Consider the following 25,347-nt stretch of genomic DNA (forward strand, 5'->3'; position numbering starts at 1 on the left):
GGTGTTAGCCCGCTTTCTTTGCTTACTTTCTTTGCGGCGGCAAAGAAAGTAAGTGCCGCCCCGCACAGGGGCAACGCTAGCGGACCACTAACAAAAAGCGGATGCCACCGAAGAACCGCCAACGCAAGCCACATATCCAAAACAAAAAAACTTCAAAAGGACGCCGAACCAATTAGAAAAACCTGCGTAACAGACTGACACGCCTCAAAGAGCAAAACCAAAACTCGCCAGTAGCGCACGCGAATAAACAGCACGACCCGTGCCAACCCCACCCCTACAACAAGATCAGAAAAAAATTTCGCCCCGATTCGGGGCACCTCACCCAGTATCATCTGTCGTAACCCGTCGAACCCTCTACAATCACCAGAACAGAAAGCCGGAACAAGGCACAAAAACCCAAACCGAAAGCCCATAGCACAGGAGCAAGCTGATGCAGGATCCAGAAGCACTCGGCGGTTTGACCCATCAAGGCGGCGTCGACTATCGCGGCGACGAGAGCGATGGTGCATTCATCGCACCGGAAAACCTCAACGTCGCCAGCGCGACCCAGCATGTGCTGAAATCAGGCGGCACGTTCATCGTCAACGATCCCCTCGGCGATGTCACCGGCCACGACGACGGTCTGTTCGTCAATGACACACGCGTGTTGTCACAATTGCGTCTGACTTTCGGCGGTCGCGCGCCTTCGCTGCTATCGGGCAGCGTCAGCAGCGACAACACGTCATTCACCGCGCATCTGACCAATCGTCCGCTGCCGCCGCTCGGCGGCGACAGCACGCCCGAAGGCGTGATCCACGTCGAGCGCGTGCGCGTGCTGTCCGGCACCGTGATGAACGAGGCCATCGAACTCACCAATTACGGCACGACCGACGCTGTCGTCCCGCTGTCCATCTCCTTCGGCAGCGATTTCCGCGACATGTTCGAAGTGCGCGGCCTCAAGCGCGCGAAGCAGGGCACGGTCGAAGCGCCGCGCGTGCACAACAACGAAGTGGTGCTCGGCTATATCGGTCTCGACGATGTCACGCGCCACACGCGCGTCGCCTTCTCGCCGATGCCCGACAAGCTGCTCGCCGACCGCGCCGACTATTCCGTCAAGCTGCCCGCGCAGGCCTGCGTGTCGATCTATCTGTCGGTTGCCGTGCAGGTCGCAGCGCATAAGGGCGAGCCGGATATTCATGTACCGCAGTCCACGCATACCGTCACCGAACTGCATGTGTCGCAGGTCGATGCTGCGCGCCCGCGCGTGGGTCGTACGGCCGTGCGCGCGGCACTCGTCGATGCCCACCTCGTGATGCGCGAGCGGCGCCGTGCGTCGGCGCGTGTGCGTTCGAGCAACCCGCTCTTCAACGCGTGGATCGATCGCTCGCAGGCCGACCTGAATCTGCTGACGACGGATCTCGACACCGGGCCGTATCCGTATGCGGGCATTCCGTGGTTCTCGACGCCGTTCGGGCGCGATGCCGTCATCACGTCGCTGCAGATGTTGTGGCTTCAGCCCGGCCTCGCGCGCGGGGTGCTGCGCTTTCTGGCCGAACATCAGGCGAAAGAAGATTCCGCGTTCCGCGACGCCGCGGTCGGCAAGATCATGCACGAAATGCGCCGCAGCGAAATGGCGGCGACGGGCGAGGTGCCGTTCGCGCTGTATTACGGCGGCGTCGATACCACGCCGCTTTTCATCGTGCTGGCGGGCGCCTATGTTGCACGCACGGGGGACACGTCGCTGGTCGACGAATTGTGGCCGGCGCTCGAACGCGCGGCGAAGTGGGTGGCGGGCGTGTGCGACCGCAACGTCTACGGATTGCTCGACTATCAGCGCGCATCGGATGGCGGGCTGGCGAACCAGGGCTGGAAAGATAGCCACGATTCCGTGTTCCATGCCGACGGGCGCTTCCCCGAAGGACCGATCGCACTGGTAGAAGTCCAGGCCTACGCAAGCGCCGCATTCGACACCATGGCGCAATTCTCGATGCTGCGCGGCCAGGCCGACGACGCCGTGCGCTACACGCAGCGCGCCACGTCGATCCGCGCGTGTGTCGAAGACAAGTACTGGATGGACGATTCGAACTTCTACGGCATCGCACTCGACGGCAAGGGCGAGTTGTGCCGCGTGCTGGCGTCGAATGCGGGCCATCTGCTCGCATTCGGGCTGCCTGCGCGCGAGCGCGGCGAGGCGGTCGCGCGTGCGCTCGAATCCACGCTGTTCCACACGGGTTGGGGCGTGCGCACGCTCGCTGCTGGTCAGCCGCGTTTCAATCCGATGGCGTATCACAACGGTTCCGTATGGCCGCACGACAACGCACTGTGCGCGCGCGGGCTGGCGCGCTACGGTGCGAAGGCGGCGGCCGTGCGGTTGCTGCAGGCGCTGTTCCAGGCCGCCGTCAACTTCGATATGCGTTTGCCCGAACTGTTCTGCGGTTTCCCGCGCCGTCGCGGCGAGCCGCCAACGGCTTATCCCGTCGCGTGTCTGCCGCAAGCCTGGGCAGCCGGCTCGCCGTTCATGATGCTTGAAGCGTGTCTGGGCATCACCATCGACGCGGCGCGGCGCGAAGTGCTGATCGAACAGCCGATGCTGCCCGAAGGTATCGACTGGATCGAGATCGGCGATCTGCGCGTCGGCGATGCGTCGGTGTCGATCACGTTCCGGCGGGTGGCGGGCAAGGTCGTGGCGTCGGCGGAGCAGGGCGACGTGCGGGTCATCGCGCTACTGTAACGCGTTCAACCTCTCACGGAACTGCAAGACATGCCGCAACAAAACGTCTATGTCATGTTCAAGGGCGCGCTGAAGCTCGGCGTGCCGTTCCTCAACGGCTACAATGGCGATCCGCACTATGTGATCGTGGTCGACGATGCGAATGGCGGCGACTTTGCCATCGTCACGAATGTGAAGTCGGACAGTTCGCTTACGGGCGCAGCCGGCTATAACGTGCTGTATTCGTGGAACCAGTACTTCGATCACCCGATGGTGACCGATCTGGCGAAACTGCCGCCCGGCCTCGCGCAGACGGGTTTTCCGAAGCTCGACTACGTGCACGACCCACGTCTCGTCGATCTCTCGACCATGCGGCCCATCACGCTCGATACCGCAACCGAGCACAACGACATCAACGCGCTCGTCAACGGCATGTTGCAACTGGATATGTCGGCGGCACCTGTCGACTATCTGTATCCTGGCAAGAGCGGCAACGACATGCGGCGCGGCTGGAAGCCGTCCACGGATGTCACGGTGTATGGCTTCGGCTTTCTGTTCGAGCCGGAACACGACGGCCTGCATGAGACGCACATGAACCAGGGCAATCCAAAGCCGCCGCACGGTAGCCGCGAGCGTGATCATTCGTCGGAGAACGGCACGTTCCAGGATGGTGCCGTCATCGTCGAGGTGAACGGGCGCTTTCAGGCGCTGTTCGTCGCATTCCAGACCCAGCTCGTGCCGACCGACAACCGGGGCTGGCCGATTCCCGGCACGTCGCATCCGATCCTCGGTTAGCGCACGGCGGGGCCGGCGTTCTCTCTGTTTTCTGCTGACAAGGCGCATCATCGCTGCCGCTTAATTCGAGTCTCATTCTCGACCGGCAAGATGCTTCCAATCGAACCCCGATGCGGGTCGCCACAGCAGAAGCAGGAGAACAACATGGAAGCCAACGCCCAAGCAGCCGGTCGACCGTACGTCGATCCTTTGCTCGACGAACTGGCGGCGCGCGCCAACGGGACTGTGATCCGCTATCAAGGCGGGGACGTGTCAGGAAGCGCGCTGCGCAGCGCGATTTATCGCTATGCGCGGGCGCTCGGCGCGCTCGGCATCGGCCGGGGCGCGATCGTCGCGCTCTATGCGCCGAACCGGCCCGATGCGCTCGCTGTCCGCTATGCCGCGAACCTGCTCGGTGCTGCGACCATGTTCCTGCCCGCGCTCGCGAGTCCCGAGCGGCGCGCAACACTGCTTGCGCGGATCAGGCCCACGCTGCTGGTCGTATTTCCGGAGACGGCACACCTTGTTCGCGATGTCGTCGATGCGCGCATCGTCTCGGTCGGTTATCAGAGCACGCGGATTCATCTCGACAGCTTCGCCAATGTGCAATCGGGCCTGCCGCGCGAAAGCCGCGCGATGCCGGATGAACTCGCTGTGATCGTTTCGGCGGGCGGCACGACGGGCGTGCCGAAAGCGAGCCGCCGTTCGTTCGCCGCCTATTCGGCGATGGTGACGGGGCCGCGTGACACGCAGCGGCGGCAACTGGTCAACGGGCCGCTCGCGTATCTGTCGCAAGTACTCGTCGATACCACGCTGATTGGCGGCGGCACGGTGGTGCTGGATCGCGAATACAGCGCGGCAGCCACGCTCGCGGCCATCGATTCGGAGCGCATCACGGATGTGCTGCTGGTCGAGCCGCAACTGTTCGAAACGATGGACCATCCCGATGTGGGACGCCGCGATCTGTCCTCGCTGCGCAGCATTGCGCACGTCGGCGGCTCGGCGCCTGCCGTGTTGCGGCAACGCGCGCTCAGACGTCTTGGTCCCGTGCTGACGCACATGTACGGCGCCAGCGAAGCCGGGCTGGTGAGTGTCCTGCCGCCCGCCGGCTACGCAGCCAGTCCCGCGCTTCTGGAGACGGCGGGGCGCGTCCGTACGGGTGTCGAGGTGCGCCTGCGCTGCGCCGACGGCTCGCTCGCGGCAAACGGGCATCCCGGCAGTATCGAGGTGCGCTCCGCAGCCGTCGCGCAGGGCTATCGCAACCAGGCCGCGGAAGGCGCGCGCAAATTCCGCGACGGCTGGTGCCTGACGGGCGACATCGGCCTGATCGATGACGAAGGTTATCTTCATGTAATTGGCCGCGCGTCCGATGTCGCCGAAATCGATCAACGCACCATCGGCCCCGTGCATATCGAAGATGTGCTCTGCCGGCTGCCCGACGTGCGTTATGCGGTGGTATTTGCCGCGACCGACGTGAATGGCGGACACGCGTGGTATGCGGCCGTCGAGCCTTGGGCGGGAAAGCGGGTGAATCTCGCACGATGCACGCGGGCGTTGAGCGCCGCCTTCGGCGATCTGGTGGCCAATGCGGTCGGACTGGCGCAAGCGCAGGCGATACCGCTGACGGAGCAGGGCAAGGCGGACAGGGGCGCGCTCGAAAGGACGCTGTTCGATCGGACGCGCACCGAGAGCCAGGCGCGTGTGCAGGCCGCGCGTCGAACTGCCGGCGAACCGCTTCGCCCTTGTTGATCCGATCGGCGTACGCGAACGGCTTCGAAGGAGATGAACAACATGCCCGCTCGCCAACATCAACGGAAGCACGGCTGTAGTGCGGACCCGTCTGGAAACAAGGCTGATGAGACCAGACGGGAGCGCAGGCCGTTTCCGCTATTGCTGTGTATCGTGGTTGTCGTGCTGCTCGGTCTGGCCGAAATGAAACTGGCCGTTGCGATGCTGCACTGACATCAGTTCTGCGTGTCGAGTGCCGCCTTGAAGAGCGGCTTCCACGCGAGGATGTGCCGGCTGATCAGACCACCGATTGCCTGCACGTCCCGCTGTTCAGCGAGTTCGATCATCTGATAGTGCTCGCCCACCGATTCTTTCTGACGCTGGACGCCATCGGCAGAGTCGATGCCGTATAGCCGCATATCGTCGCGCAGTTGCATCACCATCCGGGTCAGCAATGGGTTGCCGACCTGCTCGACCATCGCTTCATGAAACGAACGATCGCTCGCAATATAGGACGGGACATCGCTCGATTCGACTGCGCGCGCGACGTCGTCTGCATGGCCGACGAGTGCGTCGCGGTCTTTCAGGCCTTGGCGTGCGAGTGTTTCGAGCGCGAAGCGTTCGAGCAGCTCGCGCATCGTAAAGAGATCATCGAGCGCTTGCAGCGAAAGACGCTCGACGCGGAAGCCGCGATTGCGCATGGCAACCAGCAAGCCGCCGCGCGTCAGTTCGAGCAGTGCCTCGCGCACGGGTGTGGTCGATACGCCTAGTTCCGTGGCGAGGCCGGGCACCGAGTACACGCTGCCGGGCGGCGTGCGTCCGGAGACGATCTCGGCGCGCACACGCTCGACAACCTGTTCCCGCAGGTTCCCTGCAGCAATGCCTTGCAGCAACTCCATCTCGCTCCTCGGTATCAATCGAAGTGGTTTGAGTGTACTCAAGCGTTGTTGCCGGCGCGCGGCGTGCCATGCAACAAAACCGCCTCACGCACGGCGCCAGATTGGCTCACGCCGTTGTTTCGGTCAGGCAGCCCGTTTTAGTAGCGCGCTACTGAAAATAAACAGATTATTAAGCGAAAACTACAGGAGCTTGCCAGCACTCGCAAGCGCAGTGTGACACGAGAATTCGTCTTCTGTCGAATCGGGTGAGACGCGCTGCTCCGATCGGCCGTCGCTAGGGACGTGAAAACCGTGGAAGCGCTTCTAATCGTTGAAATATCGAGCTTTATCCGGAAAAACTAGCGGCACAGCAAAGGGTCTGAGCACCGTGGGAAACGCTTCCACAAAGGCTCTGAGGGGCTACGGGTTATCCCTTATTGTCTGCGGTTTTCCCTGAACTAGAATCCACTCACTTCTTAGTAACGCTGTACTGTTACTACAGAGGTTTCTCTGTCAGCCGCCGGCGTTTCGCTTTCTTTGACGCAGCACGGACTTTTACTCGCGCACCGCGATCACGATCAAAACAAAAGGTGCCCGGTCCTGCCTTTGGATGTCTGAGAGAACATCTAATACGTTATCCAGAAGGAACCCGGGGAGGTCCACCGATCCCAAGAGCGTTCGGCCATGTGTTGCCCGAATGCTTGCGGCCATGTACAGAGGGAATGATGCGAGTCTTACTGGTTGAAGACGATGTACAGGTTGGTCAAAGCCTTTTTCGCGCATTGAAGGACGCGCACTATACAGTCGACTGGATTCGGGATGGCAAGGCTGCCGCCATCGCCATCGATTCCACCTGCTACGCGGCCGTGCTGCTCGATCTCGGGCTGCCGGATGTCGGCGGAATCGATCTGCTCAAATCGCTGCGCGGCGCGGGCAATCCCGTTCCCGTGGTGATACTCACGGAATGCGACGATCTTGACGTGCGGGTGCGCAGTCTCGATGTCGGTGCGGACGATTGCGTGCTGAAACCTGTCGATATGCGCGAACTGCTCGCGCGGCTGCGCGCGGTGTTGCGGCGCAGGGCGGGTTACGCCACTTCGCGCATTGGCGACGAAGCACTCAGTCTCGATCTGGAAAAGCGCACGCTGCATCGTCATGGTGTTGCGTCGACGCTGTCGGCACGCGAGTTTGCGCTGATGCACAGCTTTCTGGAGCGGCCCGGCACGATCCTGTCGCGCAGTCAGCTCGAGGATCGCATTTACGGTTGGGGAAAAGAAATCGGCAGCAATGCAGTCGACGTGCTGATTCATTCGATGCGCAAGCGCTTCGGCCCAACGTTGATCCGCAATGTGCGCGGTCTCGGCTGGACGGTCACCCGTTCACGGGAAGCGGGCGCTGCTTGAGTGATGCGAAGGCGGGCCGGGAGGCCCGCTTCGTTTCTGCGGATAGCACACTGCCTGTGCTGCCTCGTCACGTTATGCGCGAACCCTGCCCGAGCGCGTCAACTGATACCCGACGATCAGGCCCATGTCGTAGGCAGTTTCTAGCGCTCGCACGATATCGGCCGGTTTGACCCATACGCGTTGCTCGGGTGCATCGGCATCCAGCAGATCGACATCGAAACAGTCAGCCGCAATTTCGCTCAATGTGCTGAGCCGTTCATCGGTTAGCGCTCTCATAAAACCTCCTTTCATCTCTCTGGCGTGCCAGTGCTTCTGGCTCAATACGTAAAGTATCGCCGTTTCTCTCGTGGCGATTGTCGAATACGCACGCAAACAGATTAACGACAGAGAATTAGCCGCGAATGAGCCGCTCGCATCGTGCCGACACGCAAATAGCCGCTAAAACAAGCCCTGAATGTCTCAGGCGATAAATAGAAAGTAGCGCGCACGTTTCATTAAGAATCAACTAAGTCTGCGCTGGCACATTACGCAAAACATCGTTGCTATTTCATTCATCACTTTATCGCCGGGATGATCGCAATGAATTTACGTTTCAGCGGGTACCAGTGCCGAACTGATTGCGATGATGCGCTCCAGGTCTCGCAAGCTGGCGGCGTTCGTTTTGCGCAGAATCGTCTTGACCTGTGTGCGGACCGTTTCGAGGGAAACCTGCCGCACGCGCGCGACGTCTTCGACAGTCGCACCGCCGCTGAAGCGCAGCGCCACGTCGGCCTCGGCTCTGGTGAGTCCATAGAGCTCGCTCATCAACGCAGGCGGCGGCCGCAAGGTGTGATTCAACTGTCGGATGACGAGGGTGGCCGCACCCTGCACGACCCGGCATGCGTCGCGCACGTCGGAGAGAAAGTGGCTTACGGCAGGCGACACGAGCACGGCAAGCGATGCATGTTGCGCGGGTTCGTCGCGCGTATTGCGCAGTCTGAGCGCGCCACCCGCGCCGCCCGTTGCAACCGATGCTATGAGTTTGCCGAGTGTCGAATGATCGTCGGGATGTCGCGCGTGCAGCGAGATGTCGCCGATGCCAGGACGTGGTCCCGCCTGCGCCATGGTCAGCCCGCAGCGTGCGCCGTCCATCAGCCGGCTGGCGGCAGTGTTCGCGTGCAGCACGCGCATCGCGCCATCGACCACCACCACGCCGATGGCGAGCGCATCGAGCGCGCCCATGCCCAGTCGGGTGCGATGCGTGACGGCGAGACGTTCTTCCAGTTGCAGAGCGCGCTGCAAATGCGGCAGCAGCATCAGCAGAAGCCTTCTGTCGTCTTCGTCGAAAGCGCCTGCGCGTGCATCGCGCTGCAGGGCGATGGGGCTGGCTGAACGCACGCCGAGCGATCCGCCGAGCACATGGCGAATGCCCGCTGCGCGTGCGAAGTCGACATAAAACTCGGACTTCAGCAGCACCTCGTCGGGCACGAGCTGTTCGCCCAGCATGGCTTGCATGGATGCGCCGTTCAGGCGCAGAAAGACGCGCTCGGCGCGCTGCCGGAAGGGATCGACGCGGTGGTAGTAGGCGGAGTAAGCGTCGGCATATTCGTTGCCGCCGCCGAGCAGATAGCGCAATACGCCGGAGGGCTCGGATAGCCCTAGTGAAACCCGTTGCGCGCGAAACATCGCGCATAGCCGCGGCGCAAGGTCGGACCACGCAACGTCGTCCCCGAGCGTCGCGCCGTAGATGAGATCGATCACGTCAGACACGTCGGACCTGGCCACATGCGTCTCCGACAAGCAGAACGAGGGCATTTCATACCCTGTTCGGGGGATGGAATTCTCCTCGGGATTTTACACAATTCACCCACGCCGAATCCGTGGAGGTCCCGCCGTCCGGCGCTGTGCCGGACGCGATACACGAGCCGGCTTTGTCTCGCTCCGGAACAAAGCCACGACGAGCCAGCTGCGTAACGGCCGCAGGCAGCTCGCCGATCTTTCCGGCGCTATTGGCCGACTGTCGGCACATTCAGATCAGACATCCGTGCGCGCTGTTCGCAGGCGGCAGGCCTACGCCTGTCCGTTGCGTGGCGGCAGGGCGCTTCTTTACGAAAGGCAATGCTTCAAATGAAACTGACTTCAACCATTTCGAATCTGTCCACAATCAGCCGCGTGGTTGCGGCCACTGTGCTCGCGGGCTTTCTCGGCGCGTGCGGCGGCGGTGGATCGTCGTCCCCTTCGTCAGGGCCGACGCCGGTGACGGGGCCGACCATCAGCATCTTTGCGGGCATGACGACCCCGGGCGGCTATGTCGATGGTGCCGCCACGAAAGCGCAGTTCAATCTGCCGCAAGGTCTCGCGAACGATCCGCAAGGCGATCTGTTCGTTGCGGACACAGCCAACTACACGATCCGCAAGATCACCAACGGCGTGGTGTCGACGTTTGCGGGCACGCCAGGGCAGGCAGGTTCCGCCGACGGCATGGGCACAGGCGCGCAATTCGCCGGTCCCTGGATGATGGCGTCGGACAGTGCAGGCAATCTCTACGTCACCGATCAGGCCGTCAACGCGACAGCGGCAGTCATCAGAAAGATCACGCCGGCCGGCCAGGTCACGACGCTCAAGGATGCCTCGACCGGTCTCGCGATCCAGACGGACGGCGGCGGTGCGATCGCGGTTGATGGCAGCGGCAACGTGTACGTGTTCACGTCCACGCCATCGCAATCGAGCGTGCTCGCGCAGATCACGCCCGCCGGCGTAGTGAACCTGATTTCGCTGACGAGCGCCTCGGGTGGCGGCGCGCTCGCGCTGGTGAACCCGCAGGGCATCGCGGTCGATTCGTCCAACAACATCTATGTCTCCGACGACGATCTGAACGCGAACGCAGGCGTGCTCTACAAGATCGCGTTGAACGGAACCGCGGGCGTCGCGACCACGCTGGCCGGCACGACGGCCATCTCGGGCGCGACGGACGGGCCGGGCAACGTCGCCACGTTTAGCGGTCTGGATGCGTTGACGCTCGATTCGTCGGGCAATGTCTTCGCCAGCGATTTCAACAACAGCACGATCCGCGAGATCTCTCCGGCAGGCGGGGTGAGCACGGTGGCAGGCGTGGCAGGGCAAACGAACCTGCAGACGGGACCGTTGCCCGCGACGCTGCCGGATATCGGTGGACTGCTGTGGACGGGCGGGGCGCTCTATGCGACGGATATCGACGATAACGTCGTGCTGAGCATTGGACCGCTGCAATAAACCAGCCAGATAACGGCGAAGGTTCGCCGTTCCACCGGGATTGCGCGCCGCCGCTCGATGGCGGCGCAATCGCATTCGACAGGTTCTTGATCAAACGGTAGGACATCATGCGGGTGTTATTGATTGAAGATGATGTGCAGGCAGGTAACGAATTGTGCCGTGCGCTGAAGGCGGCAGAGTTCAGTGTCGATTGGGTGCGTGACGGCAGGACGGGCAGAAGCGCGATCGACACGGCCTACTATGCGACCGTGTTGCTCGATCTCGGCCTGCCCGATACGACGGGACTCGACGTGCTGCGCGCGCTGCGTGCGGCGGGCAATAGCGTGCCCGTGCTGATTCTCAGCGCAGAAGACGATCTCGATGCGCGCGTCGGCAGCCTGGAGGCTGGCGCGGACGACTGCGTGCTCAAGCCGCTGGCCGTGCGCGAACTGCTGGCGCGTATCCGTGCCGTGTTGCGCCGTCGAGCGGGTTATGCGACATCTGCGATCGGCGATGCAGCGCTCGGCCTCGATCTCGAGAAGCGCACGCTGATCTGCAATGGCGTGGCGTCGCTGCTGTCGGCGCGCGAGTTCGCGCTAATGCACGCTTTCCTCGAAAGGCCCGGCACGGTGCTGTCGCGCGGGCAGCTGGAAGACCGGCTATACGGTTGGGGCAGGGAAGTGGAGAGCAATGCCGTCGATGTGCTCATCCACACGATGCGCAAGAAATACGGTCAAGCGCTGATCCGCAACGTGCGCGGACTTGGCTGGACGGTTGCACACGCCAATGCGTGACGCGAGCTTATCGAACCACAGTTAGCAGTGAATGAGTGCGGCTGAAACACATCGGTGGAAGCGATCGCACTGTTAATGATCGGCTAATTCTGCCTCTCTACCATGCGAAGCATACCGGCTCACAGGTGCCGGTCAATCGCCACCAGGTCGTCACCCTTGCGACGATTCCGGCAACTCAAATCATGGAGTGTCTTATGAAGTACGCAAAAATCGTGTTGGTCCTCGCTTCCCTCGCCGCCATCTCCGCTGCGCAAACCGCCAGCGCAGCGCAAACGAAAGTCAGCCCCGCCAAGATGACGTGTGCCGACTATGTATCAGTCGATGAAGTGTATCGCCCCGCGCTGGTGTACTGGGTCGCAGGCGTCGACAAGCTCGGCGTGAAGGAAACCGACACGATGGTGGTCGATACCGCGCATCCCGTGTCCGAGACGGTCGCGCAGGCATGCGAGAAAGATCCGCAAACGCCGTTCAAATCGAAGGTCCGCGAGATGATCAAGTCGAAGCAGATCAAGCTGTTCGAACATTCGTGATGGCTTCGGCGGTGAGTTCCGGCGACACGCGCGCAGCGCTGTCGCCGGACCAGCCGCCCTATTTTCATCTTCTTCCGTTGTCAGGAGCCCGTCATGCAGAGCCTTTGCGAACGAATTTCACACGACCCGCTGCGCACCGTGCGGCGTATCTATCGCAAGGCCTCGCCGACGGAAATGACCTATATCCGCACGCGCACGCTCGTGGTGAGCCGCAGCAGCATAGAGGGAACGGTCAGCCGTGAGCAGTTCGATACGGCAATCGAATTTCTCGAAGCTCGCTACGGCATCTTGCGGACCATCGTCGAAGACGGACTCTTCGTCGAGCGGGACGACGACGTGGCGGGCGTCGAGTCGTGGCAATCGGCCGCGACATGCACGCCCGACGCGATGTACGACATGCTGCTCAACGCCGAGCTAGATACGGGCAAGCGCATCTATAGCGTGCATGTCATTGCCGGCGACAACACGCTCGACGTCTTCATGCTCAGCTCGCATGCCGTGACGGATGCCACATCGCTGATCGAATTGCATTCGTGCATTGCCTATCTTTGCGATTGCATCGTACGTGGCATGATCCCGACGGTGAATCTGCAACCGTTCCCCATTCCCGTCGATGCCGCCGTGAGACGAAGTCTGGCTGCGCTGCCGGCGGAACATGCCAGCAGTCTCACGCCGTACAGCGGCGCGTTCGCCGAAATCCCGCAGCGTGTGCCTTGCGGTAGTGATCGTGTAACGCATCGCAACGACCGGATCGTGATTAGCGCCGATGACATGCAACGGATCGGCGCGGCAGCACATGCACATGGTTCTTCCGTGCACTCGCTGCTGCTTGCCGCTTTTGCGCTCGCCATTGGCGACGTGGCGAAAGAAGCGCCACGCCGGATTCTCATGCGATCGTCGATCGACATGCGCCGCAGGATCGAACCGCATGTTTCTGCCGAACTCGTTTTCTCGGCGATCACCGGACACATCACGCCGATTCACGATCTCGACCGTCCGTTGTTCGATATCGCGCAGCATATCTTTCGCGAGATTCATGAAGGTGTCGCCAACGGTCTCATCTTTCACGACTACGAGAACTATCCGAAGGCTTTCGGCAGCACGCAGCAGGCCCCCGTCGCGCGCAATATTTCCGACATGCAGGCTGTGAAGTTTCATTGGCCGACGCAACAACTGAAAGTGACGGGATTCGAATACGCGTGCGGATGGCTGAAGACATTCCCGAACGTTTCGGTGTCGGTGTATGACGGCGTGCTGGTCGCGAATACCGTGTATGTGGAAGAGTTCATCGAACCCGCGATCATGCGGACGCTCTCGGAACGTGCCGTCAGCCGGCTCATGTCAGCTTGCCAGGCGTAACGGCTTCGCGCATGAACGTGCGGCTCACACACCCTGTGTGCCGCACGTTCATCTCCCTGATCAATCTCTAACTGCCGCTTCGCGCCGAAGTCGATCCGGCAGCGCTTGCCACGCCCACCGAGTTCGCCAGCGTCAGCAAGGTGCGCTTCTCGCCGTCCGGAAACTTGCCGTTCCACGAAAGCGAGTAGAGCGCGCCCTGACGCATCCATTCGATCCGCGCGGGCCAGTAGTCGCCCATGCTGTGTCCCGGCGTGAAGTACGCAACCCGGCCGCCCGCCATCTGCACCTTGATAGTCAGGATGTTGCCGTTGAGATCGCGTAGCCGCGTGGGCCGCTGTCCTTTCGTGACACTCAATGAACCGATATTGCAGTAATGCGCGCCCTGGCAATCGGGCTGGCTATCGATGAAGAGCGTGTAGTTGCCCGTTTGTCTGTCGGTATCGGCATACGCGAACAGATGATCCGGCTGGCCAGGCAGGATAGCGGGCGATGCAACAGGACCGCCGAGTGTGCTTTCCGCCTGCGTCAAAACCTGCGGCGCGTTTGATACGAGCTCGGCGGTACGAACATACCCATCAGCGGCATGAGCCGAGATCGGCAGCACGGCGGCAAGCGCCAGCAGAAAGAGTTTCATCTTCATGATTTCACCTCCATTTTTCAGGCCGATTGTCGGCCTCGACACTTAGCGATGAATGATGGTCGTCGTAACGCATTCACGTAATTCCGCGCTTAGTGACGGGCTTTAGATTGCGTGCGTGATCAACGTTTCTGTTCAGCAAAATGGCCGACTACTTCGACGCCGCGCACGCACGCGAAATCGCCTCGCTGCGCACTTCTTTCATGGCACGCACGGAATGGCCGACATGGCTGCTGATCGCGCTTATTTACGGCGGATGGTGTGCCGTGGTGCTGTGCGTGCACGCGGGTGTCTTGTCGCTATGGATGGCGACGCCGTTGCTCATCGTGTTGTGCACGTGGCACATGTCGCTTCAGCATGAACTGCTGCATGGCCATCCGACGCGGTCCGCATTCATCAACCGGCTGCTGGGCAGCGTGCCACTCGCGATCTGGTATCCATACACGATCTATCGCGACAGTCACATCGCGCATCATCACGACGAAACGCTCACCGTGCCGGGTATCGATCCCGAAAGCAACTATGTGACACCCGAGCAATGGATCAACGCGACGCGTGTGCAACGCGCGGTATGGCACATGCGCAAGGATTTCATCGGGCGTCTGCTCATCGGTCCGCCGCTCAGCGTCGCAACGATGCTTGCAGGCGCGTTCGGCGAGTGGCGGCGTGGCGACAGGCGCTATGTGTCGACGTGGATCATCCATGCACTGCTCGTCGCTCTGCTGCTTGCCGCGCTGGACTGCTTCGCGGGGATTCCGTGGTGGTACTACCTGCTGGCCGTGACATGGCCTGCGCTGTCGCTGGCGATGATCCGGTCGCTATACGAGCACCGTGTGGCACGCGAACCGAAGCATCGCACTGTCATCAACGAAGCCGGACTGCTGATGCGGTTGCTGTACCTGAACAACAACTATCATCTCGTGCATCACGATCTGCCGCATCTGCCGTGGTATCAATTGCCGCGTGCCTACCGGATGCGTCGCGAAGCGTATGCGGCGAAGAACGGCGGCTTCGTGATTCACGGTGGATATTGGGAACTGCTCACGCGCTATGCATTGCACGAAACCGATTTTCCCGTGTTTCCCCGGCTGGTCGAACAGCCAGTGAACCGGCGCATGCCGCGTCGCGCGCACAAACGTGCGCAACGCGAGGATCTGACTGCGTGATCGTACGGCCGCTCGACCTTCGTCTAACGTGGCTCCCGATGGGTCTTCGGCTGTTCGGGTTGCTGACGGGGATCGTTGCCTTGCTGTGTGGGCGCACGCGTGCATGCGTCGGGCGGCGTCGTATACGGGACGTCGTTGCAGCAGCACGCGTAGACGGGGAAGCCATATTCGTTGGTGCGAACGATGGTGGTCGGCCCGTGCAACGGACATATCGCTTTCATCGCGCCTCCTGATAACGGTGGCTAATGTGTCCATCGTATACCTGGTGCAGCCGCGCGCGGCAGCTAAATGCAAATGCAGACCTGCATGCCGCCCGTGTCCGGTTCAGCGATTAAAATAGTCCGGCAGGCGAAATCCATCATAGACACGGTTCCCCAGTATCGCGCTGCGGAATTCATCCGACTGGTACGCCGCGACAATATCGGCTGTTGCACGCGCATTGCGATTGGTAGCCTTCACGACCACCTGATTCACATAGGGCGACGTCATCTGTTCGAGCGCGAGCGCATCGGCGAGACGATGCCCGCTCGAAATCGCGAAATTGCCCTGAATCGCAGCGTAATCGACATCTTCGAGCGCGCGCGGTGCCTGCGCGGATTCGAGCGGCACGATACGGATGCCCGCCGGATTGGCGATCACGTCGCGCTCGGTGACATCGACGGGATTCGGGTTCGCGCGAATACGTATCCAGCCGATCGCCTGCAGGATCTTCAGCGCGCGCTCCAGATTGACGGGATCGTTCGGCACGGCGACCGTCGTGCCGTGCTTCACATCGGCGAGCGAGCGATGCTTCGTCGAATACAGACCCATGGGCGGCGTCGGCACCTGCACGACGGGCACCAGATCGGTGCCGTTGCGATCGTTGTATGACTTCAGATAGACGCTGTGCTGCATCACGTCGGCGGTGATTTCGCCGCTGAAGACGGCCTGATTGGCTTCGAGGCCGGTGCTGAATTCGACGTAGCGCACGGTATAGCCTTTGCGTACGAGTTGCGGCTCGACGCCCTGACGGAATTCATCGGCATAAGGGCCGGGCACGAAGCCGATGCGCAGCGTTTGCTGCGCTTTCGCTGCGGGATCGTCGGCGGCGTGCGCTGCGGTGGCGGATAACATCAGCATCGAGCAGGCGGCAGCCGTGACGAGGTGCGCGAATGAGGCAAATGTGCGCATGAACGCGCTCCTGATCGTAATCATGGGATGCCGATTATCGTGACCCGAGAATGGCGAGGTCAAAGAACGAATCGAGCGATCGTTAGGCCCGGCGAGGTGAATTGCTTCGCTGCGAATCAATCGGTCATCAGCACTTTGTTCAATGCACGTACGCGAATAACGTAAGCGCAAATCGGTGGTTATCCATACGAACGTGCGTCCTTATACTGGCTCGCCTGTCTGTCGGCAACACGCCGATATCGGACCGCATGTCCAGAACAAGGGATCACCGAATGCCTGCTCAAGAGCTCACAGATCGCGCCGCGCGGGCGCGGCTTCACACGGCGCTAGCCGGATTGCCGGCTCTCGCGAAAGCGATTGGCGAAGGCGCGGCGTCGCGCGAGGCGCGGCGCGAATTGCCGTTCGACGGCTTCGCGTTGTTTCGTCAATCGGGGCTTGGGCGGTTGCGTCTGCCCGTCGAATGGGGCGGCCTGGGCGGCTCGCTCGACGATGTGTTCCATGTGATCGCGACGCTCGCCGCTGCAGAAAGCAATCTTGCGCACGCGCTGCGCATTCATTTCGATCAGACCGAGGCGCTGCTGCTGTCGCCGCGCACACCGTTCAACGTCGTGCAGATCGAGCGGGTAGCGGAGGGTGCGATTTTCGGCGGGGCATCGACGGAACTGGGCACGTCCCGTCCCGGCGAGATCACGCCGCAGTTGCGCCGCGAGGGCGAGCATTATCGACTGAGCGGCCGCAAGTACTACGCAACGGGCACGGCGTTTTCAGACTATGCACGCCTGAACCTGCAGGACGACAATGGCGATGCCGTGATCGCTATCGTGCCCGTGAAGCGCGAAGGCTTTCGCGTGCTCGACGACTGGGACGGCATGGGCCAGAGAATGACGGCAAGTGGCAGCCTCGCATTCGACAACCTGCTGGTGCGCGCCGACGAAATCACGCCGCGTGTGCAGACCACGCTGGCCGGTCGTCATGGCGGTGCGCTGCGGCAGTTGCATCTCGTTGCGGTGGGCGCGGGCATCGTGCGCAATGTCGTCGCAGATGCGCAGCGCTATGTGCTGCAGCATGGACGTCCGGCGCTGCACAGCCCCGCACCTTCCGCGCGCGAAGACGCGTTCATCCAGCAGGTGATCGGCGACCTGACGGCGCACAGCCATGCCATCGACGTGCTCGTGCGCGACAACGCGCGCGTGCTGGAACGCTCCGCGCAGGCAATTCGCAACGGCGAGTCCGATGCGGAAGCTCTCGTACTCGAAGCCGCGCTCGCGACGGCGCGCACGCAGCTGATCGTCAGCAAGCTCGCGCTGCATGCTGCCGAGCGCATGTTCGAAGCGGGCGGCGCATCGGCGACGTCACGCGCGCACAACTTCGACCGTCACTGGCGCAACCTGCGCACCCTCTTCAGCCACAACCCGCTGCTGCACAAAGCCCGCGTGATCGGCGACTACGCATTGAACGGCGTGACGACCCATCTGACGGAGGGCCGGGTTTTCTAGGGCTTTAGGCGCACTCACAGGCATGCGCAAGCAGGCAGATTCACACTCGTACCACGGAGCATCACGATGAGTCGTATCACGGCCCAGGCGGCACCGCGCCGCCTGCATCTGAATGTCAACATCCTGCACTCGGGTTTCGTGCCGTCCGCATGGCGGCTCGCCGATGCCGACCCGCGTGCTTTCATCGATGTCGGCCACTACGTGCGCGTCGCGCAGATCGCGGAAGCGGCGAAGCTCGACGCGGTGTTTCTGGCCGATAACGCGGCGATCGTCGATCAGATCGATTTCCGCCCGATCACCGCGCTGGAGCCGACCGTACTGCTGGCGAGCATCGCTGCCGCGACCACGCATATCGGCGTGATCGGCACGGCATCGACGAGTTATAACGAGCCGTACAACATCGCACGGCGCTTTGCGACGCTCGATCACGTGAGCCACGGACGCGCAGGCTGGAACGTCGTGACGACGGCGGATCTGCCTTCGGCGCGCAACTTCGGCCGCGATGCCGTGCCGGATCACGCGCAACGTTACGAACGTGCCGCCGAGTTCACCGCACTCGTCAAGGCACTGTGGGATAGCTGGGAAGACGATGCGTTCGTAGGCGACAAAACGGGCGGACGTTTCGTCGATGTCGCGAAGGTGCATCCCGTCGCGCATCGCGGGCAGCACTTCGACGTGCAGGGTCCGCTCAACCTGCCGCGCTCGCCGCAAGGGCATCCCGTGGTGGTGCAGGCGGGTGGCTCGGCAGATGGCCGCGATCTCGCTGCGCATCACGCAGAAGCCGTGTTCTCCGCGTCGCAGTCGTTCGAGGAATCGGCTGCGTACCGGCGCGATCTCAACGCGCGAGCGGCGGCGTATGGCCGCACTGGCGTGAAGGTGCTCGCGGGGCTGACGACCATCATCGGCGCGACGGAAGCGGAAGCCTTGCGCCGCCGTGACGAACTGATCGACCAGATTCCGTGGCGCTACAGCTTGAACCGTCTGGCAGGCACGCTGGGCATCGACGCCGGGCGCCTCGTGCTCGACGAGCCATTGCCGGCCGATTTGACCTTGCCCGGCGATGGCAACGGCAATCACACGTTTTTTCAGGCGACGGTTGCGCAGGCACGCCGGCATGGCTACACGGTGCGTGAACTGATCCGTTCGCTGGCGGGAGGCACGGGGCATCGCGTGATCGTCGGCACGCCCGAGCAGATCGCCGACGATATCGAACACTGGTTCAACGGCGGCGCCGCCGATGGCTTCAACCTGATGCCCGACGCGTTACCGGACGGCTTGCGCGATTTCGTCGACGGCGTCGTGCCGATCCTTCAGAAACGCGGCATTTTCCGCAGCGAATATGAAGGCACGACGCTGCGCGAGCACCTCGGGCTGGCGCGGCCCGACAATGCGCAGCTATGGCGCAAGAGTGCCTGAATCCATCCACCGCAGTCGGAACACAGGCCGCAACGATAGAACCCTTCGTTGCGGCTTGCTGCATTCACGCGTGTCAGAACTTCACGCGCAAGCCGGAGAACAACGCGACCTGACGGTTCGTCGATGACGCCGTGCCGGCATCGGCAATCGCGGCAATCCTCTGGTAACCCGCGCCGACGCGCGTCGATGCATCGCCTGCCGCAAGCTGATACGCGGCCGACAAATACAGATCGGTGCGCTTGGACAACGCATAATCCACGCCGAGCGTGAACTGATGCCAGCGCGGCTTCAGGTTCGCGCCGTTGGTGCCCGGCAGGTTGGTCGCGCGGCCATCGGTGTAGGTGTACACGCCGATCAACGTCAGCGCGGGCGTGAACAGGTAGCGCGCATTCAGATCGTAGTTGTTGAACTTGCGCGACGAGCCATCGTTGTAGTCGAGTTGTGTGTGGCTCCATGCAAAACCGAAGGTCGCTGCGCCGAGCGCATAGCTGGTGCCCGCCGCCGCAATCTGCTGGCGCGCGACGCCACCGTTCAGGCCATAGAAGAACGCACCGCTGTAGTCGTCGCCCGCTGTGGTCGACGCGCCGCCGATCGCGCCAACCGTATTCGATGCTGCGTTCGGATGATTCAGCACGTTGTAGCCGCCGCCAATCGCAAATGGCCCGTTCACGTAGTTCGCCGCGACACCCCACGCGCGATTGTTGCTGAAGCCTGTACCGTTGTTGCCGTTGGCCTGATTGCTGAACGCATACAGACCGTCGACGGTGAAGCCTGCAAGCGGGTCGCTGCGAAACTTCACGGCGTTGTTGATGCGGAAGGTCTGGTTCAGATTGTCGTTATCGCCGATGTGCGTGGAGGGCGACCAGAATCCAGGGCCCGCGAACTGCGAGACGAGATCCGTCACCGGCTCGTATTGACGCCCGAGCGTCACGGTGCCGATGCCCGTCTTCTGCACGCCGACGAACGCCTGCCGGCCGAACAGGCGTCCGCCTTGTCCTGCAGTGCCGTCGTTCGGGCGGAAGCCGCTTTCGAGTGTGAACACCGTCTTCAGGCCGTCGCCGAGATCTTCGACGCCGCGCAGGCCCCAGCGGCTGCCGCTCAGTTTGCCGCTCGTCTGCTGGATGTTGCTCGCGCCTTTCTGGTTGTTGGTATAGGTGATGCCCGCATCGACGAGTCCGTACAACGTGACGCTGCTTTGCGCCTGGACAAGTGCGGGCGATGCCGCAGCGAGACTTGCTGCGCTGGCTAGAACAACACGCTTCATCGGATTCCCTTTTTGTTGGAGTCAAGTGGTTAGTAAGGAACCCGATGCTATTCGGGCGAACACCAAACCCGAAGCAACGATTTCTACTTTGTAATCCGCATGACTTGCGATTTATAACGGATGCACGCAGTGAAATTCGTTGAGCCGCAGGGCTGATTTCGATGTGGCACAGTGGCCGTCTTCATCGTGCGACCGAGAGTCGACCGTACGGTCGGTCTATGTGTGCACGGTGAGTGCGCGCATAAATCGGCGGGTGGGGAAAAAGGCGTAGACTTTTGACTGGCGCACGTGGAACCGCACCTGGAACCGCAGGTCAAACCGCGCGCCGAACCGGGCGTGCCGCGGCGCCGGCGCGGGTTGCCGCGTTCAGCGCTAGCGCGCAGGTTGTTTTCAGTGCAAAAGCACATACGTATTGAAGACTGGACAAACAGAATCGAGGTCCACAACCCATGCTCAAACCCGAATTCAATAACGCCGGCAGCGCGCGTCCCGAATTGCTGTGCTATCTGGTTGCCATCGCGGCGGCGTCGTACGCGCTGACGCAGGAATGGCGCGTCGACAACGTGGTCGAATGCTGCCGCCGCTGGCTCGCGAAGAACGAAGTGGAGATGGACTGGCTCGATCGCGTCAGGATCGGCCAGTTCGCGCTGAAGATCGCGAGCGACCATCTGCTGGAAGCGGGGATCGCCGTGCGGCTGTCGAGCGTCAACGCGCTCTTCACCAGCGAGATGGAATTGAACGAAGCCAGCACGATGGTGCAGCGAATGATGTCGCTGTGCCAGGAAGCACTGTGAGCGGGCGCGCTCATCGCCACGCGCGACGCCAGGAAGGATCGTTGTACCAGCCGAACACTGTATTGCAACTTCGATAGCTGATCGCGGGGCCAGACCGATTCATACTCGCGACGGTCTCGCACCGCATAGGGCAGGTGCGTTCAGCTTAGAGGTTGTCGTGAATCCATCCGGACTCGAGCAAGTCCTGTCTGATCTGACGCGTCGCGTCAGGCAACGCGCGGCAGGCGCATTGCAAAAGCGCACCGCGCGTGCGGCTCTCTTCATGCTCTTACCCGTGCTGATGCAGGCGTGCGCCAGTTCCAGCCCCGTCGTCGAGACGGGCGATGCGGGGCGTTATACGTTGCATGCGTCGGCGGCGGGCGGCAATGTCGCGTGGGCGCGATCGCACAAGGCCGTCATTCAGAGCGCGAACGATTTCTGCGCGCAACGCGGCGAGGTGCCGAGCATCGTGTCGGAATCATCGCGAGGCGTGCGGTCGCTCGAAGTCCACGAGGCACAGCTTACCTTCGAGTGTCATCCCCGTTTTTGATGCATGACGGGCGCGCGTGACGTGCGGTGTCGCCCGAACTAACCATCGGACGAAACCGAAAGCTCGACGTGCAGCGGCGTCACATCGCGGACGCATTCGCGCTGCGCAGCGCAGCGCCCAGGCTGCGGATCGTTTCGCGCATGCTCGCGTCCCGCACACGCGTATAGACGGCGATTTCGATAGAGGCGAGCGGTGGCAGACCGAGGCGGCTGCCGACATCTACAGCTCGCGGCGGGCAGCCGCGCCGCGTCATCGGCGCAACGGCCAGGCCGGCCATCACGGCCGCGCCGACGGTGGCAATGCCGCCGCCCACGAATACCTCGGTCCACTTGATCCCGGCTTCATCCAGCGCCTTCAGCGCGGTCGCCCGCACGCCGCACGGCGCCGACAGCGAGGCGATGCGCAGCGGCTCGCCAGGCGTGTGCGTCCATTGGGGCGACGCGAACCAGCCGCAGTGTTCGACGAACAGCTTCTCCGCGTCGCGGCGCGTGGCGTCGCGCCGCGCGAACACGGCATCGAGCTCGCCGGAGTCGTAGTCGGCGAGCATTTCGCTCGACGCGCCAATTTTCACTTCGACCCGCAGCGTCGGATCTTGCGTCGAGATGCGCGCGATCAGCGGGATCAGGCCATCGGCAGCCGTGTGATCGATGATGCCCAGCCGCAGGCTGCGCTGCACCTGCACGACGGGATTGAGCGCGCGGTCATGCGCGCTCAGCAGTTCGCGGGCGGACGCGAGAAAAGCGGCGCCTTCGGGTAGTAACTGCACGCGCCGTGGCGTGCGCTCGAGCAGGCGCCTGCCGAGCCGCTCTTCGAGCCGTTTCATCTTCAGGCTGATCGACGATTGCGTGATGTCGAGCACTTCAGCCGCGCGCGTGAAGCTGCTGAGATCGGCGACCAGCACGAAGGCCTGGACGTCGTCGAGGTCGAGTCGGCGGGGCGGCGATTGATAAACGGTACTCATCGTGGTGTCTCCAGTCATCTGCCTGATCAATCATAGGACGAAGCCTGAATTCGTGCATTGGGACCGATTTATGGAGACATTGGTGTCGTGCTACACGCGCTGACTATGTTCGAATCGATCGAATAAATCATTGAGAAAAATCATCACAGAAATACCGGGTGATGAATTGGTGTTATCTCCCGGCGAGCCTAAGATTGGTTTCAAGCAAATGCACCTGGGAGTTTGAAATGCCAATGACTCATGTCTCGATGCGCTGCGGCAAGCCTGCGGCTTATCGCATCGCCGTGCTCGAAGGGATCCACGCGACGCTTCACGGATCGCTGGGTGTGCATCCCCAAGCGTTCTTCATGACCGTCAACGAATACGACGACGCGAACTTTCACGTCAACACCACGTTTCCGTTCACACGCTCGGCTGATTTGCTGCTCGTGCAGATCACGCTGACGGCGGGCCGTTCGGCCGAAGCCAAGGAGCGCTTCTATCGCGATCTCGTTGCGCGTCTCGAGGCGAACCCCGGCGTGAAGCCCGCCGACGTGTTCATCAACCTCATCGAAGTCGCGAGCGAAAACTGGACGGCGGGCAACGGTCTCGCGGGACGCAGCGCAGCGATGGCGGCAGGCGCGTCAGGCGCGGCCCCGGCAGCGTGCCCCGCAGACGGACAGCCATTCACCTCATTCCGATACATTGAATTCTGGAGCACATCATGTCGAAGCAATACGCCGTTCCTCTTTCGCCCCGTGGCCTGTCGAGCATCGCACCGCCGCCGCCGTGGCACTATTCGGGCGATTTTCTGGTGGTCGAGTTCTGGGCCGATCCCGCTGCCGTCGCGGCGACCTTGCCGGAAGGCCTGACTGTCGATCCGGCTGCGCAAGGGCATGCCACGGCAATCTTCGTCGACTGGCAGTTCACGGGTGAGAACGATGAACTGCTCGACCCGGCGCGTTATCAGTACCGCGAGTTTTTCCTGCTGGTCGATGCGCTGCACGACGGCAAGCCGGTCGCCTACTGCCCATACATTTTTGTCGACAACGATTCGGCGATCATGCGTGGCCTGATCCAGGGCTTTCCGAAGCGCCTCGGCGCCGTGCATCAGACGCGCACGTTCGCAGCGCCGAGCCTCGCGGCTGCACAGGTCGCACCCGGCGCACGCTTTGCCGCGACGGCATCGACGGCCGGTCAGCGCATTGCACGCGCCGAGGTCAAGCTGACAGCGAAGGTCGACGATCCTTCGACGCTCAGTCTCGCCGGACGCCCGATCGTGAACCTGCGTCATTTCCCCAGCCTCGCGGCGGGTCAGCATGACAAGCCCGCGGTGCACGAACTGGTGATGTCGATCATGGACAACCCGCGCATGGCCGACGTGTGGGCGGGCGAAGGGCAACTGACCCTGCCTGCAGCCGAGGGTGAAGAGATCGCCGATCTCGCGCCCGTGCGCGTCGGCGCGGGTTATCGACTGTCGATGTCGTACACGGTGACGGATCTGAAGACGCTGGACTGAGTGCGTTGATTACGTTGAGTGCGCGGCGCGTGCAGGCCGCGCGCCGTACGCGCGAACGCAACGGAACTGCTAAAGTGGCCGAACTCCGATTCCAGACCGATCGATCGTCACATGAACGAACGCGCAGATGCACCCGTCAACGAGATCGCGGTCTTCGTTGCCGTCGCGCAGAGCGGCAGCTTCACACGGGCTGCCGAAGAAATCGGCAGCAGCAAGTCGAATGTCGGTAAGGCGGTGCAACGGCTCGAAGCACGGCTGGGCACGAAGCTGTTTCAGCGCACCACGCGCGCCGTGCGGCTGACGGAAGACGGCGAAACATATTTGCAGGCCGCGCAGCAGGCGCTCGATGGCTTGCGTGAAGCGGAGCAGCAGCTTGCCTCGCGTCGCTCGGAGCCGGCGGGGCGCGTCAAGATCGATCTGCCCGCCGGGTTCGGACGATTGCTTTTGCCCAGCTTCATCGAGTTGCGAGAGAAGCATCCGAAAATCACACTCGAAGTCGCGCTCACCGACCGGATGTCGGACCCCATCGGCGAGGGCTGGGATGTGGTCGTGCGGATTGGCGCATTGCCCGACGACAGCGAACTGACGGTGCGCAAGCTGTGCGACCTGCGGCTCGGTCTATATGCGTCGCCCGACTATATCGGGCGGCGCGGCGAGATTCGCGACATCGGCGCGCTCGCCAGTCACGATGCGATTGTCTTTCGCGGCCCGTCGGGGCGGTTGCGTGCGTGGTCGCTGCAGGACGGCGATGCCGTCCGGGACTATTCGCCTCAACCTGTGCTGGTGCTAGCCGATGGGCAAGCGCTGGTCGAAGCCGCCGTGGCGGGGTTCGGCATCGCGCAGATTCTGGATCGTGTGGCGCTTCCACATGTCGCGGCGGGACGCCTCGTGCATCTGCTGCCGCAAACCGATGTCGACGGACCGCCCGTGCACGCGATCATCTCGCTCGGGCAGAAGATGGCGGCGAAGACGCGCGCAGTCGTCAATCATCTCGCGGAGACATTGCAGCGCGACGGGCGGTGATTTGCTGATCGCTGATCGCTGATCGCGC

General features: G+C 62.4%; 25 protein-coding genes and 1 pseudogene. 18 read left to right on the plus strand and 8 right to left on the minus strand.

All coding sequences use genetic code 11. The features are described from left to right. The 5 genes and pseudogenes from DK391_RS44985 to DK391_RS27905 all read left to right on the plus strand — a co-directional run. Positions 1 to 198: pseudogene (locus DK391_RS44985) on the plus strand (hypothetical protein); the annotation flags it as partial. Positions 199 to 430: 232 nt separating this feature from the next. Continuing rightward, positions 431 to 2,710 (plus strand): amylo-alpha-1,6-glucosidase, encoded by a 2,280-nt coding sequence (locus DK391_RS27890; RefSeq protein WP_109481240.1) that lies wholly within the window; start codon positions 431 to 433, stop codon positions 2,708 to 2,710. 30 nt (positions 2,711 to 2,740) lie between these two features. After that, the gene (locus tag DK391_RS27895; protein WP_109481241.1) at positions 2,741 to 3,484 is read left to right on the plus strand and encodes a DUF2278 family protein; all 744 of its coding nucleotides are present in this window, start codon (positions 2,741 to 2,743) and stop codon (positions 3,482 to 3,484) included. A gap of 144 nt (positions 3,485 to 3,628) precedes the next feature. Next, a complete protein-coding gene (locus DK391_RS27900; protein ID WP_109481242.1) occupies positions 3,629 to 5,212 on the plus strand; it encodes an AMP-binding protein in 1,584 nt (527 codons plus the stop codon). 42 nt (positions 5,213 to 5,254) lie between these two features. Further along, a complete protein-coding gene (locus DK391_RS27905; RefSeq protein ID WP_162600921.1) occupies positions 5,255 to 5,425 on the plus strand; it encodes a hypothetical protein in 171 nt (56 codons plus the stop codon). 2 nt (positions 5,426 to 5,427) lie between these two features. On the opposite strand, the gene DK391_RS27910 is transcribed toward DK391_RS27905, so the two are convergent. Continuing rightward, positions 5,428 to 6,090 carry a GntR family transcriptional regulator gene (locus DK391_RS27910; RefSeq protein ID WP_109481244.1) on the minus strand — a complete coding sequence of 221 codons (663 nt, stop codon included), beginning with the start codon at positions 6,088 to 6,090 and terminating at the stop codon, positions 5,428 to 5,430. A gap of 704 nt (positions 6,091 to 6,794) precedes the next feature. Between DK391_RS27910 and DK391_RS27915 the strand changes: the two genes are divergently transcribed. Continuing rightward, positions 6,795 to 7,472, plus strand: coding sequence for a response regulator transcription factor (locus DK391_RS27915; RefSeq protein ID WP_109481282.1), 678 nt, complete (start codon positions 6,795 to 6,797; stop codon positions 7,470 to 7,472). Positions 7,473 to 7,544: 72 nt separating this feature from the next. Here DK391_RS27915 and DK391_RS27920 read toward each other — a convergent pair whose 3' ends face one another. Next, positions 7,545 to 7,748: a hypothetical protein gene (locus DK391_RS27920; protein ID WP_109481245.1), complete on the minus strand. Its 204-nt coding sequence runs from the start codon at positions 7,746 to 7,748 to the stop codon at positions 7,545 to 7,547. A gap of 309 nt (positions 7,749 to 8,057) precedes the next feature. Further along, positions 8,058 to 9,236 carry a hypothetical protein gene (locus tag DK391_RS27925; protein ID WP_162600922.1) on the minus strand — a complete coding sequence of 393 codons (1,179 nt, stop codon included), beginning with the start codon at positions 9,234 to 9,236 and terminating at the stop codon, positions 8,058 to 8,060. A gap of 342 nt (positions 9,237 to 9,578) precedes the next feature. On the opposite strand from DK391_RS27925, the gene DK391_RS27930 reads away from it, so the two are divergent. From DK391_RS27930 to DK391_RS27945, 4 genes are all read left to right on the plus strand, one after another. Then, positions 9,579 to 10,703, plus strand: coding sequence for an SBBP repeat-containing protein (locus tag DK391_RS27930; protein WP_162600923.1), 1,125 nt, complete (start codon positions 9,579 to 9,581; stop codon positions 10,701 to 10,703). 107 nt (positions 10,704 to 10,810) lie between these two features. Then, complete coding sequence (locus tag DK391_RS27935) at positions 10,811 to 11,476, plus strand: response regulator transcription factor (protein WP_109481248.1); 666 nt, start codon at positions 10,811 to 10,813, stop codon at positions 11,474 to 11,476. 194 nt (positions 11,477 to 11,670) lie between these two features. Further along, a complete protein-coding gene (locus tag DK391_RS27940; protein WP_109481249.1) occupies positions 11,671 to 12,006 on the plus strand; it encodes an HdeA/HdeB family chaperone in 336 nt (111 codons plus the stop codon). Between the two features lie 93 nt (positions 12,007 to 12,099). Further along, positions 12,100 to 13,365: a hypothetical protein gene (locus DK391_RS27945; RefSeq protein ID WP_109481250.1), complete on the plus strand. Its 1,266-nt coding sequence runs from the start codon at positions 12,100 to 12,102 to the stop codon at positions 13,363 to 13,365. Positions 13,366 to 13,432: 67 nt separating this feature from the next. Here DK391_RS27945 and DK391_RS27950 read toward each other — a convergent pair whose 3' ends face one another. Then, the gene (locus DK391_RS27950; protein ID WP_109481251.1) at positions 13,433 to 14,005 is read right to left on the minus strand and encodes a hypothetical protein; all 573 of its coding nucleotides are present in this window, start codon (positions 14,003 to 14,005) and stop codon (positions 13,433 to 13,435) included. Positions 14,006 to 14,145: 140 nt separating this feature from the next. Here DK391_RS27950 and DK391_RS27955 point away from each other — a divergent pair, with 140 nt between their 5' ends. Then, positions 14,146 to 15,168 (plus strand): fatty acid desaturase, encoded by a 1,023-nt coding sequence (locus tag DK391_RS27955; RefSeq protein WP_109481252.1) that lies wholly within the window; start codon positions 14,146 to 14,148, stop codon positions 15,166 to 15,168. Between the two features lie 23 nt (positions 15,169 to 15,191). Here DK391_RS27955 and DK391_RS27960 read toward each other — a convergent pair whose 3' ends face one another. Both DK391_RS27960 and DK391_RS27965 read right to left on the minus strand, forming a co-directional pair. After that, positions 15,192 to 15,389, minus strand: a complete 198-nt coding sequence (locus DK391_RS27960; protein WP_109481253.1) for a hypothetical protein — start codon at positions 15,387 to 15,389, stop codon at positions 15,192 to 15,194. Between the two features lie 103 nt (positions 15,390 to 15,492). After that, on the minus strand, positions 15,493 to 16,281 hold the full coding sequence (locus DK391_RS27965; RefSeq protein ID WP_239482975.1) for a MetQ/NlpA family ABC transporter substrate-binding protein: 789 nt from the start codon (positions 16,279 to 16,281) through the stop codon (positions 15,493 to 15,495). A gap of 329 nt (positions 16,282 to 16,610) precedes the next feature. Between DK391_RS27965 and DK391_RS27970 the strand changes: the two genes are divergently transcribed. Both DK391_RS27970 and DK391_RS27975 read left to right on the plus strand, forming a co-directional pair. Continuing rightward, positions 16,611 to 17,834, plus strand: a complete 1,224-nt coding sequence (locus tag DK391_RS27970) for an acyl-CoA dehydrogenase family protein (protein ID WP_109481255.1) — start codon at positions 16,611 to 16,613, stop codon at positions 17,832 to 17,834. A 66-nt stretch (positions 17,835 to 17,900) separates the two neighbouring features. Then, entirely contained in the window at positions 17,901 to 19,250 is a 1,350-nt protein-coding gene (locus tag DK391_RS27975) for an LLM class flavin-dependent oxidoreductase (protein ID WP_109481256.1), read from the plus strand. A 73-nt stretch (positions 19,251 to 19,323) separates the two neighbouring features. Here DK391_RS27975 and DK391_RS27980 read toward each other — a convergent pair whose 3' ends face one another. Further along, complete coding sequence (locus tag DK391_RS27980) at positions 19,324 to 20,514, minus strand: porin (RefSeq protein ID WP_109481257.1); 1,191 nt, start codon at positions 20,512 to 20,514, stop codon at positions 19,324 to 19,326. A gap of 449 nt (positions 20,515 to 20,963) precedes the next feature. Here DK391_RS27980 and DK391_RS27985 point away from each other — a divergent pair, with 449 nt between their 5' ends. Both DK391_RS27985 and DK391_RS27990 read left to right on the plus strand, forming a co-directional pair. Beyond that, positions 20,964 to 21,308, plus strand: coding sequence for a hypothetical protein (locus DK391_RS27985; RefSeq protein ID WP_109481258.1), 345 nt, complete (start codon positions 20,964 to 20,966; stop codon positions 21,306 to 21,308). A gap of 157 nt (positions 21,309 to 21,465) precedes the next feature. Then, positions 21,466 to 21,837: a hypothetical protein gene (locus DK391_RS27990; protein ID WP_239482972.1), complete on the plus strand. Its 372-nt coding sequence runs from the start codon at positions 21,466 to 21,468 to the stop codon at positions 21,835 to 21,837. A 79-nt stretch (positions 21,838 to 21,916) separates the two neighbouring features. Here the strand turns inward: DK391_RS27990 and DK391_RS27995 are convergent, their stop codons facing one another. Then, positions 21,917 to 22,798 (minus strand): LysR family transcriptional regulator, encoded by an 882-nt coding sequence (locus tag DK391_RS27995; RefSeq protein WP_109481260.1) that lies wholly within the window; start codon positions 22,796 to 22,798, stop codon positions 21,917 to 21,919. Positions 22,799 to 23,025: 227 nt separating this feature from the next. Between DK391_RS27995 and DK391_RS45400 the strand changes: the two genes are divergently transcribed. From DK391_RS45400 to DK391_RS28010, 3 genes are all read left to right on the plus strand, one after another. Beyond that, the gene (locus DK391_RS45400) at positions 23,026 to 23,649 is read left to right on the plus strand and encodes a tautomerase family protein (RefSeq protein WP_239482973.1); all 624 of its coding nucleotides are present in this window, start codon (positions 23,026 to 23,028) and stop codon (positions 23,647 to 23,649) included. Then, entirely contained in the window at positions 23,550 to 24,296 is a 747-nt protein-coding gene (locus DK391_RS28005; protein WP_239482976.1) for an acetoacetate decarboxylase family protein, read from the plus strand. The genes DK391_RS45400 and DK391_RS28005 overlap by 100 nt, the downstream gene beginning before the upstream one ends. A 111-nt stretch (positions 24,297 to 24,407) precedes the next feature. Then, positions 24,408 to 25,319: a LysR family transcriptional regulator gene (locus tag DK391_RS28010; protein WP_109481262.1), complete on the plus strand. Its 912-nt coding sequence runs from the start codon at positions 24,408 to 24,410 to the stop codon at positions 25,317 to 25,319. Positions 25,320 to 25,347: the final 28 nt, after the last annotated feature.

Source organism: Paraburkholderia sp. C35 (assembly GCF_003121405.1).
Taxonomy (GTDB): Bacteria; Pseudomonadota; Gammaproteobacteria; order Burkholderiales; family Burkholderiaceae; genus Paraburkholderia.